At 59.4% G+C, this 17328-nt stretch carries 15 protein-coding genes and 1 tRNA gene; 7 read left to right on the top strand and 9 right to left on the bottom strand.

What is annotated here, in order from left to right; genetic code table 11:
• Positions 1-65: 65 nt before the first annotated feature.
• From BLV61_RS06665 to BLV61_RS06655, 3 genes are all read right to left on the bottom strand, one after another.
• Positions 66-335: a heavy-metal-associated domain-containing protein gene (locus BLV61_RS06665; RefSeq protein WP_047531299.1), complete on the bottom strand. Its 270-nt coding sequence runs from the start codon at positions 333-335 to the stop codon at positions 66-68.
• A 112-nt stretch (positions 336-447) separates the two neighbouring features.
• Positions 448-840 carry a hypothetical protein gene (locus tag BLV61_RS06660; protein ID WP_090463726.1) on the bottom strand — a complete coding sequence of 131 codons (393 nt, stop codon included), beginning with the start codon at positions 838-840 and terminating at the stop codon, positions 448-450.
• 87 nt (positions 841-927) lie between these two features.
• Positions 928-1632 (bottom strand): murein L,D-transpeptidase catalytic domain family protein, encoded by a 705-nt coding sequence (locus BLV61_RS06655; protein WP_047531295.1) that lies wholly within the window; start codon positions 1630-1632, stop codon positions 928-930.
• An 83-nt stretch (positions 1633-1715) separates the two neighbouring features.
• Between BLV61_RS06655 and BLV61_RS06650 the strand changes: the two genes are divergently transcribed.
• Complete coding sequence (locus BLV61_RS06650) at positions 1716-3467, top strand: L,D-transpeptidase family protein (protein ID WP_090463723.1); 1752 nt, start codon at positions 1716-1718, stop codon at positions 3465-3467.
• Between the two features lie 97 nt (positions 3468-3564).
• Here BLV61_RS06650 and BLV61_RS06645 read toward each other — a convergent pair whose 3' ends face one another.
• Positions 3565-4032, bottom strand: a complete 468-nt coding sequence (locus BLV61_RS06645) for a hypothetical protein (protein ID WP_047531291.1) — start codon at positions 4030-4032, stop codon at positions 3565-3567.
• A gap of 191 nt (positions 4033-4223) precedes the next feature.
• Between BLV61_RS06645 and BLV61_RS06640 the strand changes: the two genes are divergently transcribed.
• From BLV61_RS06640 to BLV61_RS06620, 4 genes are all read left to right on the top strand, one after another.
• Positions 4224-5795 carry a sensor domain-containing diguanylate cyclase gene (locus BLV61_RS06640; protein ID WP_236693111.1) on the top strand — a complete coding sequence of 524 codons (1572 nt, stop codon included), beginning with the start codon at positions 4224-4226 and terminating at the stop codon, positions 5793-5795.
• Between the two features lie 428 nt (positions 5796-6223).
• Positions 6224-7018: an exodeoxyribonuclease III gene (locus tag BLV61_RS06630; protein WP_090463717.1), complete on the top strand. Its 795-nt coding sequence runs from the start codon at positions 6224-6226 to the stop codon at positions 7016-7018.
• A 113-nt stretch (positions 7019-7131) separates the two neighbouring features.
• Positions 7132-7959 (top strand): arylamine N-acetyltransferase family protein, encoded by an 828-nt coding sequence (locus BLV61_RS06625; protein WP_090463714.1) that lies wholly within the window; start codon positions 7132-7134, stop codon positions 7957-7959.
• Between the two features lie 425 nt (positions 7960-8384).
• A complete protein-coding gene (locus tag BLV61_RS06620; RefSeq protein WP_090463710.1) occupies positions 8385-9902 on the top strand; it encodes a nucleobase:cation symporter-2 family protein in 1518 nt (505 codons plus the stop codon).
• Between the two features lie 128 nt (positions 9903-10030).
• On the opposite strand, the gene BLV61_RS06615 is transcribed toward BLV61_RS06620, so the two are convergent.
• Positions 10031-10106: transfer RNA gene (locus BLV61_RS06615), tRNA-Asn, on the bottom strand.
• A gap of 227 nt (positions 10107-10333) precedes the next feature.
• Here BLV61_RS06615 and BLV61_RS06610 point away from each other — a divergent pair.
• On the top strand, positions 10334-10564 hold the full coding sequence (locus BLV61_RS06610; protein ID WP_090463707.1) for a hypothetical protein: 231 nt from the start codon (positions 10334-10336) through the stop codon (positions 10562-10564).
• Here BLV61_RS06610 and BLV61_RS06605 read toward each other — a convergent pair.
• Both BLV61_RS06605 and BLV61_RS06600 read right to left on the bottom strand, forming a co-directional pair.
• Complete coding sequence (locus tag BLV61_RS06605) at positions 10561-10761, bottom strand: hypothetical protein (RefSeq protein WP_047531280.1); 201 nt, start codon at positions 10759-10761, stop codon at positions 10561-10563. The two genes, BLV61_RS06610 and BLV61_RS06605, sit on opposite strands and share 4 nt — an antisense overlap.
• A gap of 151 nt (positions 10762-10912) precedes the next feature.
• Entirely contained in the window at positions 10913-12109 is a 1197-nt protein-coding gene (locus tag BLV61_RS06600; RefSeq protein ID WP_047531278.1) for an amino acid aminotransferase, read from the bottom strand.
• A gap of 352 nt (positions 12110-12461) precedes the next feature.
• Here BLV61_RS06600 and uvrB point away from each other — a divergent pair, with 352 nt between their 5' ends.
• Positions 12462-14477 carry an excinuclease ABC subunit UvrB gene (gene uvrB, locus BLV61_RS06595; protein ID WP_090463704.1) on the top strand — a complete coding sequence of 672 codons (2016 nt, stop codon included), beginning with the start codon at positions 12462-12464 and terminating at the stop codon, positions 14475-14477.
• A gap of 54 nt (positions 14478-14531) precedes the next feature.
• Here uvrB and BLV61_RS06590 read toward each other — a convergent pair whose 3' ends face one another.
• Positions 14532-16082: an MDR family MFS transporter gene (locus BLV61_RS06590; RefSeq protein WP_090463701.1), complete on the bottom strand. Its 1551-nt coding sequence runs from the start codon at positions 16080-16082 to the stop codon at positions 14532-14534.
• On the bottom strand, positions 16072-17121 hold the full coding sequence (locus BLV61_RS06585) for an HlyD family secretion protein (protein ID WP_047531272.1): 1050 nt from the start codon (positions 17119-17121) through the stop codon (positions 16072-16074). Before BLV61_RS06585 ends, BLV61_RS06590 begins: the two co-directional genes overlap by 11 nt.
• Between the last annotated feature and the right edge of the window lie 207 nt (positions 17122-17328).

Below are 17328 nucleotides of genomic sequence, written 5' to 3'. Positions count from 1 at the left end.
CTGTGGAACGCCCTTGTTCAAGTGCGGTTGCCGTCTGGATGATCGGTTTTACAGGCGACGCGGTTTTAGTGACAGCAGCAACCTGAACCGCCGCAGCCAGGCTTTTTCTTCGAGCCTTCGCAATGATCTTCTGTCTTCACGCTGGCCGGATAGCCGGCGTCCTTCAGTGCCGACAGGAGAACATCGCTTTCGGCATTCCCGGTGACCTTGACTCGACCGGACGCTAAATCGACGTTGACCTCACCCACTCCAGCGAGCGGTTGCAGTGCAGCGGTGATGTGTTTGACGCAGCTACCGCAGCTCATGCCTTCGACTTGCAGTTCAGTACCGTTCATTGCGTAAACCTCTTTGAGCGTGAGTAGCGGGCAGTGCCTGCCAGCGCTGTGATGACGTGAGGTGATGTTTGGCCTTGCCACGATGGCAAGGTCAAGCGCTGTTCTCGGGAGGCTATTGCCCCATCGGCATCTTCATCATGCTCGATTGCTGATCCATCATTTTCATCATCATGTCCATCATCTGGTTCGAGCGGTCCTGGCCACCGGCCATGCCTTTGCCCATCCCCATGCCTTGGCAATGGCCGTGCATCATGCCCATGCCGCCGCGCATCGCGTCCATGCCTTCCTGCATGGCGATCTGACGTTCAGCCGGGGTTTTGGCAGCGGCCATTTTATCGTGGGCGGCCTGCATTTTTTGCATCTGCTCGCTCAACGCCTTGTCTTGCGGGGTGGCGGTGGCCGATGCGGTTGGCGAGGTGCTGGCGGGCGGTTCATTCGCCGCCAAAGCAATCAATGGGCTGCAGATGAGCAGCGCGGCGACGAGTGATGTGAAGTGCTTGTGCATGGCCGTGTACCCTGACGGAGGAAGTGTTCTGAGCTTATTCCCCGGCGAGTGGCTGCCATTGATTCATATCAAACGATGCCTTTTTGATTACTGGCGTTTAGTGGCCTGTTCTGACGACGCCACGGTGCCGCTCCCACAATTAATGTAGGAAGAAGACTTCAGCCAACGCTGATCCGGGTAGTAGGAAAACAGCAGTTGCCCATCTTTCATCGAGTCGATTAGCCGATGGGCAATCGCCGGCCTGACCGCCGGGCAACCCAGGCTTCTGCCGATGCGGCCGTTGGCGCGTGCCAGGACCGGGCTGACGTACGGTGCGCCATGAATGACGATTGCTCGCTCGAACGCGTTATCGTTAAAGCCTGGCTCCAGGCCTTCCATGCGCAATGAGTAACCGTTCGAGCCGAGGTAGCTTTCTTGCGTGCGGAACAGGCCCAAGCTAGTGGCGTAACTTTCATTCTGGTTAGAGAATTGGGTGGCCATGTTTTCGCCGCTGTTGCGGCCGTGGGCGACGAGTTCGTGAAAGAGCAATGTGCGCTTTTTCAGATCGAACACCCACAGGCGTTGTTCGGTCGAAGGCAGTGAGTAATCGATCACTGCCAGTCTCTGCGCGGGGGCTGCGCCTTGGGCGCGGGTGCATTGGGTGGCGTGTACCGCCAGGGCGATGACTTTGGCATTGGCATTTGGCGCGGCTTTGGCCAGAGCGATTTCAAGAGAATCAGCGTAGGCTGCTGGCAGGAAAGCCGACGTCAACAGCAGGGCTGTGAGCGGGAGGCCAAAGCGATGTAGCGCCATAAGTCAGTCTCATCAGGAATAGTTCGAGTCTAGCAGCGAATAGGACGCTAGCCTTTTGATTTGCAGGAGATTAAGGATTATCCATGGGGCAATTAACAAGGTTATTCGTCATAAGCCGCGTATTTTTTATGGTCTTTCTGATCAGCGGCACGGCACTCGGTGAAACTTCGGCAATCATGCCGGAAACTCCGCCAATCGTGGTTCAGGGCGCCGGGCCCAATGATATCGTTGGCCAAGCCATACAAGCGGTGCTCGAACCCCTGCAATCGGCCTTTCCTCCGTTGCTCACTGCGCGCAGGCATCAGCGGCTGGATATCAATCGGGTCGTCCTGGATTTCTATTCCCATCGCAACTATCGCGCGGCGTGGACGGATGGGCGCGACGTCGCCCAGTTGCTGAAGAGCCTCAACGACACGCAAATCGACGGTCTGGTCCCGCAGGATTTCCGGATTGCCGAACTGGAGCAGGCACGACTGGCGTTGCAGGCTTCCGCGCCGACCCCCGCGCAATCGGCGGCGTTCGACCTGGCGGCAACCCGTACCTACATCACGGCGTTGCTGCAGTTGCGACGCGGTAAAGTCGACCCGTCGCGGCTGGACTTCCACTGGAACTTCGACCCCGTCGGTGTCGATCCTCGCGAGGACATGAACAGTTTCTTCGCCGCACTCGATGCCCACGATGTCGCCCGGGCCTTCGCCCAGGCACCGCCGCAGGAAACGGTTTATCGCAACATGCGTGAAAGCCTGGCGCAGCTGCGCAAGGTTCGGGACGCTGGCGGTTGGCCGAAAGTTGCCGAAGGGCAGTCGCTCAAACCCGGCATGGACGGCGTGGCGGTCGCGCAGTTGCGTGCCCGTTTGGTGGCAGCCGGCTACCTGGCCCCGACCAAGGGCAAACGAAGCGACTACGACGACAGCGTCATTGCTGCCGTGAAGAAATATCAGACCGAACAATACCTGGGCGCCGATGGCGTGGCGGGGAAGACGACGCTGGAGGCATTGAATGTGCCTGTTGAAGCGCGGATCGATCAGGTCCGGGTGAACATGGAGCGGGCGCGTTGGTTGCTCTACAAACTGCAGGGCACCTTTGTGGTCGTCGACATCGCCGGCTACAAGGTCGCGCTGTACCGAGATGGCCAGCCGATCTGGCGCTCCCGGGTACAGGTCGGCAAGCCGTTTCGCAGCACGCCGGTGTTTCAGTCCGAGATTACCTACGTGACGTTCAACCCGACCTGGACCGTGCCGCCGACGATTCTGGTCCAGGATATGTTGCCCAAGATTCAACAGAATCCCGGCTACCTGGCCGCCAACCGGATCCGCGTGCTCGATCGCCAGGGCAACGTGCTCGAACCGTCAACCGTCGACTGGTCCAGCGCAAAGGGCCTGACCTTGCGCCAGGATGCCGGCCCCGAGAACTCCCTCGGGCAGGTGGTGATTCGTTTCCCCAATGACTACGCCATTTACCTGCACGATACGCCGCACCGCGAGCTGTTCGCCAGGTCCGTGCGGGCCACCAGTTCCGGATGCATCCGGGTGGAAAACCCGCTGCAACTGGTCGAGTTGCTGTTCAACGACCCGGTGCGCTGGAATAGCGAAGGCATTCAAAAGCAGCTAGCCAATGGACGAACCGAAAACATTATGCTGCCGGTCAAGGTGCCGGTGCTGCTGGCTTACTGGACCGTCGACCTGAGCAAGGATGGCCGGGTGACCTTCAAACCTGACGTCTATGGCTATGACTCCCCGGTACTGCGAGAGTTGAACCTGCCCACGAAGCTGCCAGCCCTGGAGTTGCCCCGAACGGAAACGGCGTTGGTGGTGACTGAACAAAGCAAGCAGTGAGCGGAGTGTTGGACCGGTAGGGTCCGGCTTGCCGGCGAAGGCGCTCTCAATGACGCTTTCGCCGGCACGCCGGACGCCTATGAAAAGCGGTGACCCGCTACAGTTCCAGCCCTTGTTGCACCACCGACAGCAGTCCGTTTTCAGTCAAGGCCACCGCATCCGCTTGTTGTGCGGCTTGCTCGACGACTTGAAGCCACCAGTGGGTTTCACCGTGTTCGTCAAGGGTGCGCAACAGTGCCATTTCGTTGCTATCACAGTGGATCTCGACACGCCCTTCGCCATCTTCCGTGAAGCGGGCGACGGGGTCGAAGATCATGCTGTGGTCGTGGCCGGTGATCACCAACTGATCGATGGCATAGTCGTACGTCTCGCCATCGGGGTGGCGCTCGAACACGTGCGTGGGATTGCGCCGCAGGGTCAAGCCGGCCTCTATCAAGGGCTGCAGCCAGGTCTCGATGCGGTGATACAGCTCGTAGACCTGGCCCGGCCAGCTGTCGATGACCTGATCAGCGCTGGTATGCCGGGTGTGTTTGAGCTTTGCGGCGAGTTCGTCTGCCTTGGTCATTTCGATTCCCTGTCTTGATGTATGACTAATCGTAGCTCCTCCCGGGGGATGCAGCTTTTGCCTTGGGTCATGTCCGCGTCACCACCGGGCAAGTGGTTGCCATTTATCCCCGATAAACCCGTAGACTGCGCGCACAAAAATGAGGGGGTTTTGGGCCGGTGCCCATGCATTGCCCCTACAGGATGATTTTTTTGCTCTTACGCCCAGATGATCCGCATCACGCCCCGAGCGTCGCATCGAAACGCCTGCCGTTGCGCAAGGCTGCGGTGCTTTTCATCGCCGCCGTGTGTCTGTGCCTGTGTGGTTTGCTTTACCTGCAACTGGAGCAGTCCCGCAGCCACGACCTGCGCCAGGCCCAGATCGCTTCGTCGAACCTGACGCGAGCCATGGCGCAGCAGGCTGAAGATACGTTCATGAAGGCCGATCTGGTGCTCACCAGTCTGGTGGACTGGATTCAAATCGACGGGTTTGGCCCGCCCCAGCGACCTCGCCTGCAGAAAACCTTTGCCCGACGCGTGCAGGCGCTGAATCAATTGCACGGCATCTTTCTGTTCGATCAGAAAGGGCAGTGGGTGGTGACTTCGTTCGACAACATGCCTCGCGGTTCTGGCGTCGCGGATCGCGAGTACTTCAAGTTCCATCAGCAAAATGTGTCGACCGTGGCGCACATCGGCCCGGCGATTCGCAGCCGGGAAAACGGTGAGTGGATCATTCCGGTTTCCAGGCGGGTGAACGACAAGAACGGTCAGTTCCAGGGCGTGTTGATGGCCGGGATCAAAATGTCGTACTTCGACCAGTTCTTCAAAAGCTTCAGCATCGACGACAACGGCTCGATGTTCCTCGGGTTGACCGATGGAACGTTGCTGGCACGCCGGCCCTTCATCGAGTCGAAGATCGGCACGTCATTGGCCAGGAGCGAAGTCTTCGAGAAATTCCTGCCCCGGGCGCCCTCCGGCAGCGCCATGTCGACTTCGTTGGTGGACGGCGTTGTCCGCTTGTTTGGCTACCGACAATTGGAGGCTTATCCACTGGTGGTCTCGGCGGCTTCGTCGAAGGACACGATTCTTGCGGGGTGGTACGAAACCGCGTTTCATTCCTGCCTCATCGTTGCCCTGGTCATGCTCGGTGTGGGGGTGTTCGGTTGGGTGTTCATTCGCCAGGTGCGCGTCGGCGAGCGAGTCGAGGCGGATCTGCGCAAGGCCCAGGAAGCGCTGGAGCTGATTGCCACCCATGACAGCCTGACCGGTCTGGGCAATCGCCGCTTGTTCGAGCGTGCGCTGGACATCGAGTTCGGGCGTGGCGCCAGGCAGCAGAGTGCGCTGAGCCTGATCATGATCGATATCGATTTTTTCAAGCGCTACAACGACACCTATGGTCATGTGGTCGGTGATCACTGCCTGGCCCAAGTGGCGCGATCGGTGAAAAATTGCTGCCATCGCAAGGCCGATCTGGCGGTGCGGTATGGTGGTGAAGAGTTTGCCGTGCTACTGCCCGACACGGACATCCACGGCGCCATGACCATTGCCGAACACATTCGCCGCAGCGTCATGGACAAAAACATCAAACACAGCGGGTCGCCTACCGGTTATGTGACGGTCAGCCTCGGTTGTTACTCGTTTGTGCCGACGGGGCACGACAGCATGGAAGTGTTCATCCAGCGGGCCGATGCGGCGCTCTATCAGGCCAAACACTCGGGGCGCAATCGCTCGGCGGTGCTGTCGATGGAGGGCGGTGTCGAGGTGTTGGCGCGTTCGGATCGTTGAAGTCCGCCCGTGGCTGTTTCTACCCTGCAACACATTGAGCAACCGATTGTCTGCCTGTCAGATCTCGTTCATTTGATCGTCTAGAGTTCGGTTAGCTTTGCCGAGCCCGGCAGACCTCCTTATGCCTCTGACGATCGCTAACAGGATAGATCGCCGACCTGCAGGCCAGTCAGGAACCCTGTGGGAGCGAGCTTGCTCGCGATGATCGTCAACGATGGCGCGTGCTTGCAGGTTAAACGCGGTGTCCTTGGGTCTATCGCGAGCAGGCTCGCTCCTACGTTGGTCTTGGTCGAGCCCGGAATCCAATTCTTCTGTGGGAGCTTGCTCGCGAAGGCCGTGCTGTTACGCCGTATACGCGCCAGCCAGCGCAACCACTGCGAGCCATCAGGGTCACAATCAGGACACCCTTGGTAACAGGACTGATGGCCATGAAAAAGTTGCGAATCGCGACGTTCAACGTCAACGGCATGCGCGCCCGGTTGCCGAACCTGCTGGCCTGGCTCGCACGTGAGCAACCGGACATCGCCTGTTTGCAGGAACTCAAGTCGGTGGACAGCATGTTCCCCGCCGCTGAGCTGGAGGCCATCGGTTACGGTGCCGTCTGGCAGGGGCAGACCGCGTGGAACGGCGTGGCGATTCTGGCGCGGGATGCGCAGCCCTTGGAGAGCCGGCGAGGCTTGCCGGGCGATGACGGCGATAGCCAGAGCCGGTACCTGGAAGCCGCCGTTCACGGCGTGCTGGTGGGCTGCCTGTACTTGCCCAATGGCAACCCGCAGCCGGGGCCGAAGTTCGACTACAAGCTGGCGTGGTTCGAGCGCCTGATTACCTATGCCAGGGACCTTCAGCGCAGCGAGCATCCGGTGGTGCTCGCCGGTGACTACAACGTGGTGCCCACTGACCTGGACATCTACAACCCGCGTTCGTGGCTCAAGGATGCGCTGCTGCAACCCGAGAGCCGCGAGTGTTATCAGCGCCTTCTGGATCAGGGCTGGACCGACGCCTTGCGACACCTGTATCCGCAGGATCGGCTCTACACCTTTTGGGATTATTTTCGCCAACACTGGCAGAAGAATTCAGGCTTGCGCATCGACCACCTGCTGCTCAATCCGGCCTTGAGCCCTTATCTGCAGGCGGCTGGCGTCGATGCCTGGGTGCGCAACGAAGCCCACGCCAGTGATCACGCACCGACCTGGATTCAACTGGATTCGCGCAAACGTCGTTGACATTAGGAGTGGGGGCGATTGGTTAATTCAATTGTCGGCCACGGCGGTTCTTCCCTTATACATAGCGCCCATCGGCGGAACGATCCGCAGCCTGCGTGCATAAGGACTGAACAATGAGTGAGCCACGCCTGACCGACCTCGCGTTATACCTGCGACGCCTGGGTTTTGGCGCGCCCCCGGCGCCGACCCTGGAAACCCTGCGACAACTGCAATTGCGCCATACCGGCGTGTTCCCGTTTGAAAACCTGACCACGTTATCCGGCGAACCCGTGCTGATCGACTTGCCCTCGGTCGAGAAGAAAGTCCTGCACGAGGGGCGAGGCGGGTACTGCTACGAACTCAATAATCTGTACCTGGCCTTGCTTCAGTCGCTCGGATTCGAGGCGCGTGGGATCAGCGGCCGGGTGGTCATGGGCCAGCCCGAAGGCGCGTGGACAGCCCGCACTCACCGCTTGAGCCTGGTCACCCTGGACGGCGTGCGTTACATCAGCGACGTTGGCTTCGGCGGCATGGTGCCGACTGCGCCGCTGCTGCTTGATATCGCCGATGAACAACTCACGCCACATGAGTCGTATCGCATCGAACAGCACGCCGATGGCTACATCCTGAGCGCCAGGGTCGCGGACGAATGGCGAGCGATGTACATCTTCGACCTGCAGCGCCAGGAAGACATCGATTACGCCGTCGGCAACTGGTATGTCTCGACTCACCCCGAATCAACGTTCGCCAGGCAATTGATGGTGGCGCGGACCGGGGAGGGGTGGCGACGTACGCTCAACAACGGCAGTTTTGCGATTCATCGCCTGGGACGTGACAGCGAACGCCGGCAGGTGGCCGATGTACAGGAGTTAATCGACTTGCTGGAAAGCGAGTTCGATATACGTGTGCCACCCCAAGCGACGTTGGTGCGCACACTTGAGCGATTGATAGTGACGCAATAGGCGGTTAATCGTGCACACAAGAAATGGGCGAACTGGATCATTCTGCCCCTTTTTCGCGCTTTTTCAGGACTGAGCTTGAGGCGCCATCACCTTATGAATTTCACTGAGGGCTTGCCAAAGCCGGTTTTCAGGCTTTCCAGACCCTGTTGGTCTCTGCTTTGTCAGGCTCGGTCAGCACGCCCGGAGCACTTGATGTGCCGATGAAAACGGCTGATGGTCGCCAGGAACTCAAAAGACAGGTGGACGCAGGAGTGATGGGCGCGACGGATATGTTCCGTGGTTTTTTGGATATTGCACACAGTGGCACACAGACTGCATGGGCAACCGTTCATAATTTGACTTGCCAGTTGTATACAATTCTATAGACAGTTGTCGTGAGTCTTGAATACAGTGTGCGCATAACAAAAACCAGGGAACCCCCTAACATGAAAACGCCCCATGTTTCACACCAACGGCCTGAAGATGAGAATCTCGGGGTCGGCGCGAATATGGCTTACGGCCTGCAACATGTTCTGACCATGTATGGCGGCATCGTCGCGGTGCCTTTGATCATCGGTCAGGCAGCCGGGCTTTCGCCGGCGGACATCGGTTTGTTGATTGCTGCTTCATTGTTTGCGGGGGGGCTGGCCACGTTGCTGCAAACCCTGGGTCTACCGTTTTTCGGCTGTCAGTTACCGCTGGTACAGGGCGTGTCGTTCTCGGGTGTCGCGACCATGGTGGCGATTGTCAGCAGTGGCGGCGAGGGCGGGTTTCAGTCGATTCTGGGGGCGGTGATTGCGGCGTCCTTGATAGGTTTGCTGATTACCCCGGTGTTCTCTCGAATCACCAAGTTCTTCCCGCCGCTGGTCACTGGCATCGTGATTACCACCATCGGTCTGACGCTGATGCCGGTGGCTGCACGCTGGGCCATGGGCGGTAACAGCCATTCGCCCGAATTTGGCAGCATGGCCAACATCGGTCTGGCTGCGGTGACGCTGGTGCTGGTGCTGTTTCTGAGCAAGATTGGAAGCGCGACCATCTCCCGTTTGTCGATCCTGCTGGCCATGGTCATCGGTACGATCGTCGCGGTGGTGCTCGGCATGGCGGATTTCTCGTCCGTGACCCAGGGCCCGATGTTCGGTTTTCCTGCGCCGTTCCATTTCGGCATGCCGACTTTTCACTTTGCCGCGATCCTGTCGATGTGCATTGTGGTGATGGTGACCCTGGTGGAAACCTCGGCCGATATCCTGGCCGTCGGTGAAATCATCGGTACCAAGGTTGATTCCAAGCGCCTGGGGAACGGTCTGCGTGCCGACATGCTGTCGAGCATGATCGCGCCGATTTTTGGCTCATTCACCCAAAGCGCCTTTGCCCAGAACGTCGGGCTGGTGGCGGTGACCGGAATCAAGAGCCGCTTTGTCGTGGCCACGGGTGGGCTGTTTCTGGTCATCCTCGGCTTGCTGCCGTTCATGGGGCGAGTCATCGCCGCAGTGCCGACCTCTGTTCTTGGTGGTGCCGGTATCGTGTTGTTCGGCACAGTGGCCGCCAGCGGTATCCGTACGCTGTCCAAGGTCGACTACCGCAACAACGTCAACCTGATCATCGTCGCCACCTCCATCGGCTTCGGCATGATCCCCATCGCCGCGCCGAACTTCTATGACCACTTCCCAAGCTGGTTCGCCACCATTTTCCACTCCGGCATCAGCTCCTCGGCAATCATGGCCATCGTGCTGAACCTGACGTTCAATCACCTGACCGCCGGCAACTCCGACCAGCAGTCGGTGTTTGCCGCAGGGACCGAGCGGGTGCTGCGTTATCAGGACCTGGCAGCGTTGCGCGAAGGGGATTACTTCAGCGACGGCAAGCTGCATGACTGCGATGGCAAGGAGATTCCGGTGGTGGAGCCCGACCATGGACATGGAGAGCCGCGGGCGATGCATGCGAAAAGTAGCGAGCATGTCTGACACGTTCCGCGAATGAAAAGAGCCGATCTGTTGAATAGACAGATCGGCTTTTTCTTTGTGGATCAAAAAAACGCAGCCACAAAAAAGCCCCTGATCTTTCGATTCAGGGGCTTCTTGATGTTGCTGTCTGGCTCCACGACCTGGACTCGAACCAGGGACCCAGTGATTAACAGTCACTTGCTCTACCAACTGAGCTATCGCGGAATGGCGCCTATGTTACTGATTCAGAAAGGGAAGTCAAGCGTCTGATAGCAAAATGATGGATTCGTCGGGACGGACGGTGGTTTATCGGTGATTGGCAGTTACCAGAACCGCAGCAGAGGACTACCATGACCGCCCGGAAGCGGTTACACGCGCTACCGGCCATTCGCCGAAAAGGTACGCACCATGAATCACCCTGCCACCTCACCCCGACAAAACGGGGTACTCGCATGAGCATCGCTCAGATCAGCCTGCCCAAGGGTGTCGGCCCGCACGCCGAAAAACTGTTTGATGCGATCGTCCAGGCCAGCAGTGCCGACGAATTGAATCGCGCCGGCGGCAAGGCCGAAGGTTTTGTCCTCGGCCTGGAAAGCACCAAGGCGATCAAGAGTCAGGTCGCTGAATCGCTGTACGTCGCCTACGATGACGCGGCCAGCCAGCGGGCGACCGAACTGGCCTAGCCGCCGAAAGTAAAGGTGCCGAGCATCAGCTTGGCGTAAAGCGCTGTGGCGCCCAGTTGCACCAGCCACAGCGCCAGGCCGCCGAGGAATACGCCGGTGGCGACTTGCATCACCAGGTTGTTGCCGCGTTTGGCCGGGGCGCGGGGGACGAATTCATCCAGGTCATCGCGGTCAGCGCGTAGGTCATCGTTTTTCATGTGGGATCTCGTCGAATCTCGGGTGGGCATCAAACCTTTAGGGGCGAGCCGGGTGAAGTTTAGAGGGCTGGGCCTCTGCTTTGAGAATTATCTGCGACAAATAAAAAACGGGAAGCCAAAAGGCTTCCCGTTTTTCGTATCAGCGCGCGATTCAGATCACCTGAACAATGGCATCCGTCACGACATGGATGTTGCTCTGGTTCAGCGCCGCCACGCAGATGCGGCCGGTGTCCAGGGCGTAGATGCCGAACTCGTTGCGCAGACGATGAACCTGCTCAACGCTCAGGCCGGAGTACGAGAACATGCCGCGCTGACGACCAACGAAGCTGAAATCGCGCTGCGGAGCGTGTTTCGCCAGCAGTTCCACCATCTGAGTGCGCATGCCGCGAATCCGCAGGCGCATTTCGGCCAGTTCCGCTTCCCATTGGGCGCGCAGTTCCGGGCTGTTCAGTACGGCGGCGACGATGCTTGCACCGTGAGTCGGCGGGTTGGAGTAGTTGGTGCGGATGACGCGTTTGACTTGCGACAGTACGCGCGCGCTTTCTTCTTTTGATTCGCTGACGATCGACAGGGCGCCGACGCGCTCGCCGTACAGCGAGAAGGATTTGGAGAACGAGCTGGAGACGAAGAAGGTCAGGCCCGATTCAGCGAACAAGCGTACAGCGGCGGCATCTTCGTCGATGCCATCGCCAAAGCCTTGGTAAGCCATGTCGAGGAACGGCACGTGACCCTTGGCTTTCACCACTTCCAGCACGTTTTTCCAGTCCGCCGGGCTCAGGTCGACGCCGGTCGGGTTGTGGCAGCAGGCGTGCAGCACAATGATCGAGCCGTTTGGCAGCGCGTTCAGGTCTTCCAGCAGGCCGGCGCGGTTCACGTCATGGGTCGCGGCGTCGTAGTAGCGGTAGTTCTGTACCGGGAAACCGGCGGTTTCGAACAGCGCGCGGTGGTTTTCCCAGCTCGGGTCGCTGATGGCCACGACGGCGTTCGGCAGCAGTTGCTTGAGGAAGTCAGCGCCGATTTTCAGTGCGCCAGTGCCGCCAACGGCCTGGGTGGTGATGACGCGGCCAGCGGCGATCAGTGGCGAATCGTTACCGAACAGCAGTTTTTGCACGGCCTGGTCGTAGGCGGCGATGCCGTCGATTGGCAGGTAGCCACGAGAAGCGTGTTGAGCGACGCGAATGGTTTCGGCTTCGACAACGGCGCGCAGGAGTGGAATTTTCCCCTCCTCGTTGCAGTAAACACCGACTCCCAGGTTGACCTTGTTGGTACGGGTATCGGCGTTGAATGCTTCGTTGAGGCCCAGGATTGGATCGCGTGGTGCCATTTCGACAGCGGAGAACAGGCTCATTTTTGCGGCGGCTCTGAATGGAGAGTGGAGGGACGTGTCGCGCTCCAGCCGAATGCACTAGAGCGGTGCACAAACGGGGAGCTAGTATAGAGGCCATCTGCGATTGATGGCGACAGACGATTCAGCTTTTACGGTAAGTTTTTCCGATTATTTTCCGACCGTTAGTCGATTGGCATCGTCAAAGACTTCGAGGGATGTAGGACGTTTGCCTTGAAAGCGAGTGCAATCGGCTCCACATTGAGCACAATCCAGTTTTTTCCTCGGGCGACGTGCGTCGTTTGCGGCCTTTTTCGTTCCTGCCAGTTTGACTGTGCAGGCGCGAATTCCTGCACCGAGAACCGAGAGGTACTACATGTCTGAATTTCAGCTAGTCACCCGTTTCGAGCCCGCCGGCGATCAGCCGGAAGCCATCCGCCTGATGGTCGAGGGCATTGAAGCCGCGTTGGCGCACCAGACGTTGCTCGGTGTGACCGGCTCGGGCAAGACCTTCAGTATCGCCAACGTCATCGCCCAGGTGCAGCGCCCGACCCTCGTGCTGGCGCCAAACAAGACCCTGGCCGCGCAGTTGTACGGAGAGTTCAAGGCGTTCTTCCCGAACAACGCCGTGGAGTATTTCGTTTCCTACTACGACTACTATCAGCCCGAAGCCTATGTGCCGTCGTCCGACACCTTCATCGAGAAAGACGCGTCGATCAACGACCACATTGAGCAGATGCGGCTGTCGGCAACCAAGGCGCTGCTGGAGCGCAAGGACGCGATCATCGTCACCACCGTGTCGTGTATCTATGGCTTGGGCAGTCCGGAAACCTATTTGAAGATGGTGTTGCACGTGGATCGCGGCGACAAGCTCGATCAACGGGAATTGCTGCGGCGTCTGGCCGACCTGCAATACACCCGCAACGACATGGAGTTCGCCCGTGCGACCTTTCGTGTGCGCGGCGATGTGATAGATATCCACCCGGCCGAATCCGACTTCGAAGCGATCCGCATCGAGCTGTTCGATGATGAAGTGGAAAGCCTGTCGGCCTTCGATCCGCTGACCGGTGAAGTCATCCGCAAGCTGCCGCGCTTCACCTTCTACCCCAAAAGCCACTACGTGACGCCACGGGAAACCCTGATGGGCGCCGTTGAAGGGATCAAGGTCGAATTGAAGGAGCGCCTGGAATACCTGCGTTCCAACAACAAACTGGTGGAAGCCCAGCGTCTGGAGCAGCGCACCCGTTTCGATCTGGAGATGATCCTCGAGCTGGGCTACTGCAACGGCATCGAAAACTACTCGCGCTACCTGTCCGGTCGTGAAGCCGGCGCGCCGCCGCCGACCCTTTACGACTACCTGCCGGCCGACGCGTTGCTGGTAATCGACGAGTCCCACGTCAGCGTGCCGCAGGTCGGGGCGATGTACAAAGGTGACCGCTCGCGTAAGGAAACCCTGGTCGAGTACGGCTTCCGTCTACCGTCTGCGCTGGATAACCGGCCAATGCGTTTCGACGAATGGGAAAGCATCAGCCCGCAGACGATTTTTGTCTCGGCGACCCCGGGCAACTATGAGGCCGAGCACGCGGGGCGCGTGATTGACATGGTGGTGCGTCCGACCGGGCTGGTGGACCCGCAAATCGAGATCCGCCCGGCACTGACCCAGGTCGACGACTTGTTGTCGGAGATCAGCAAGCGTGTCGCCGTCGAGGAGCGGGTGCTGGTCACCACACTGACCAAGCGCATGGCCGAAGACTTGACCGACTACCTGGCCGACCACGGCGTGCGCGTGCGCTACTTGCACTCGGACATCGACACCGTGGAGCGGGTTGAGATCATCCGCGATTTGCGCCTCGGCACTTTTGACGTACTGGTGGGGATCAACCTGTTGCGCGAAGGCCTGGACATGCCGGAAGTGTCGCTGGTGGCGATTCTCGATGCGGACAAGGAAGGCTTCCTGCGCTCCGAGCGCTCGCTGATCCAGACCATCGGCCGGGCGGCGCGTAACCTCAATGGCCGGGCGATTCTCTATGCCGATCGCATTACCGGCTCCATGGAGCGCGCGATCGGCGAAACCGAGCGCCGTCGCGACAAGCAGATCGCCTTCAACCTGGCCAATGGCATTACGCCCAAGGGCGTGTTCAAGGATGTGGCCGACATCATGGAAGGCGCCACCGTGCCGGGCTCGCGCAGCAAGAAACGCAAAGGCATGGCCAAGGCCGCCGAGGAAAATGCCCGATACGAAGCCGAGTTGCGGTCGCCGGGTGAGATTGCCAAGCGGATCAAGGCGCTGGAAGAGAAGATGTACCAGCTGGCACGTGATCTGGAATTCGAAGCCGCAGCACAGATGCGTGACGAGATTGCCAAGTTGCGCGAGCGGTTGATTACGGTCTGATGGCGTGTGGCGAGGGGGCAGCCCCTCGCCACAGTGTTGAGCGCATGATCGGTATCAATGCGCTTCGCCGGCTTTAAGCCCCGCTGGCAACTTCCTGGTCAGTAACACCGCCAGCATGCTGACCCCCAGCGCGATCCCGACAAGATGAAACGCATCGTTGTAGGCCATGATCGACGCCTGTTGATGGGCAATCTCGCTGAGCTTGCCCAGCGCCGCTGTTTCATTGCCCAGGGTGTTGGTCAAAGATGCCAGGCGCTCGGCCACCTGCGGGTTACTCGGCACGATGTACTCGCGCAAATAATCGAAATAGGTCTTGGTTCGCGCATCCAGCAGGGTGGCGAGCAGGGCGATGCCGATGGCGCCGCCGAGGTTGCGCAGGATGTTGAACAGGCTCGACGCCGAGCCCGCGTCCTGGGGCAGGATGTAGGCCGTGGCGATCAACGAGATGGTGACCATGATCAGTGGCTGGCCCAACGCGCGCACGATCTGAATCTGATTGAACTGCGGTCCGGCGAAGTCCGGGTTCAGCACGCCCGATGAAAAACTCGCGAAGCCGAACAGGCCGAAACCCAGCGCGCACAGCCATTTTGGCGAGATGTATTTCATCAGCTTGGGCACCAGCGGAATCAGAAACAGCTGCGGCACGCCCATCCACATGATCACTTCACCGATCTGCAGGGCGTTGTAGTTCTGGATCTGCGCCAGATACAGCGGCAACAGATAAATCGAACCGTACAAGCCGACCCCCATCCCGACGCTGGAAATGCTCGATAGACCGAAGTTGCGATTGCCGAGAATGCGCAGGTTGATCAGTGGATTGGGCTTGGAAAACTGCACGATCACAAAGGTAATCAGACTGAGTAACGCGATGCTGCCGAGGCTGACGATCAGGTTCGACTCGAGCCAGTCCTTGCGATGGCCTTCTTCCAGAAATACCTGCAAACAGCCAAGGCCCATGCCGAGGGTGACGATCCCGGCGTAATCGGTGCTTTTGAGCAGTTCCCAGTGTGATTCCTTCTTTTCCAGGCCGTACATCAGGCCCGCGATCATGAGCAGGCCGGGGGGGATGTTGATGTAGAAGATGTATTCCCAGCCCCAGTTTTCCGTCAGCCAGCCGCCCAGTGTCGGGCCGATCGACGGTGCGAAGGTGGCGGTCATGGCGAACATGGCCATGCCCTTGGCGCGGTGGTGTTCGGGAAGTTTGATCAGGGTGAGGGTGAACGCCAGCGGGATCAGCGCGCCACCGGTGAAGCCTTGCAAGGCGCGGAAGACGATCATGCTCTCCAGGCTCCAGGCCATGGAGCAAAGGAGGGAGGCGGCGAGGAACCCAAGGGACACCCACACCGCCAGGCGTCGCGCCGACAATAACTGCACCAGCCACGCGGTCAGCGGGATCATGATGATTTCCGCCACCAGGTACGAGGTGGAAATCCATGAGCCTTCTTCCAGGGTCGCCGACAGCGCACCCTGAATATCCTTGAGCGATGAGTTGGTGATCTGGATGTCGAGCACCGCCATGAAGGCACCGAGCATCGCGCTCATGACCGCGATCCAGTCCCGCCGGGTCGGTTCCCCGGCCGGACGGATCAGCTGATCACCGGCCATTGTCAGGGGCGTCTTTGATATTCACTTTGACCGTGACCGACATGCCCGGCCGGATTTTGCCGCGCAGGGGATTGTCCGCGGCGAAGGTCAGTTTTACCGGAATCCGTTGTACGACTTTGGTGAAGTTGCCCGTGGCATTGTCCGGCGGCAACAGGCTGAACTGCGCGCCCGACGCGGCGAACAGGCTGTCGACCCGCGCTTCGATCGGGGTATCGCTGTAGGCGTCGAAAGTCAGCTCGGCTTTCTGACCGGGTTGCATATGGCCGATCTGGGTTTCCTTGAAGTTGGCCTGAATCCAGATGTCTTCATCCGGCACGATCGACAGCAAATAGGCGCCGGCCTGTACGTACTGACCTTCGCGGGCGGCGCGTTGGCCGATCAGACCGCTGATAGGGGCGTGGATTTCGCTGCGGGTGAGGTTCAGTTCAGCTTGGGCCAGATCGGTTTTGGCGTTGGCAATTTGCGCGTCGAGGCGTTTGATCTCGGCGGTCAGTGCGTTGATTTGCTGGCGCTGACCCTGGGCATCTGCCTGGGCCTTGGCCAGTTGCGAGCGGGCAATGTGGGCGTCGGCGGAGAGGGTGGTGACCCGTTCCTCCGAGACGTAACCGGGCTTGCGCAAGGTCTCGGCGCGGTTCAGGTCGATCTGTGAGCGACCCAGGCTCGCTTGCGTGGACGCGACTTGCGCATCGCTGGCGGCAATCAGGCTGCTTTGTTGCGTCAGTTTGCTCTGGGCTTGCAAGCGTTCGGCTTCGCGAGTGGCGAGGGCTGCGTTGGCGCGGTCGACGGCGAGGTGGAAATCATCACCTTCGAGCTTGATCAGTAACTGACCTTTCTCGACATGCTGGTTGTCCTGGACCAGCACCTTGTCGATGCGTGCCCCCAACTGGCTCGACACGCGGGTGATCTCGCCCTGCACGTACGCGTTGTCAGTGCTTTCGTAAAAACGCCCCTTGAAAAACCAATGGGCAAAAAAGCCTCCGGCGATCAGCAGGACAATTAACAGGAAAATAGACAGGCGACGCTTGAGTTGGGCAGGCATGGGGCAAACTGTAGTCGAGAAATTGTCAGGAAAGTTATCAGCAGGCGAATCTTGCATACAGCCGATAAACGGTAAATGCCATTGGCTGATATTCAGTCATTCACCGCGGCAAACGGTCGTTGTAGACGCAACCTTGGCTTAAATGCCCTGCTGACTGGAGCCGGGCGGGTGTCGCCTGTTACCATTCGCCCCTTGTCTGATCCTCGC

The sequence above is a fragment of the Pseudomonas mohnii genome, from assembly GCF_900105115.1.
In the GTDB taxonomy this organism is placed as follows: Bacteria; Pseudomonadota; Gammaproteobacteria; order Pseudomonadales; family Pseudomonadaceae; genus Aquipseudomonas; species Aquipseudomonas mohnii.
Note: the sequence above shows the minus strand (reverse complement) of the source record. Positions and strands in the feature narration are given on the sequence as shown.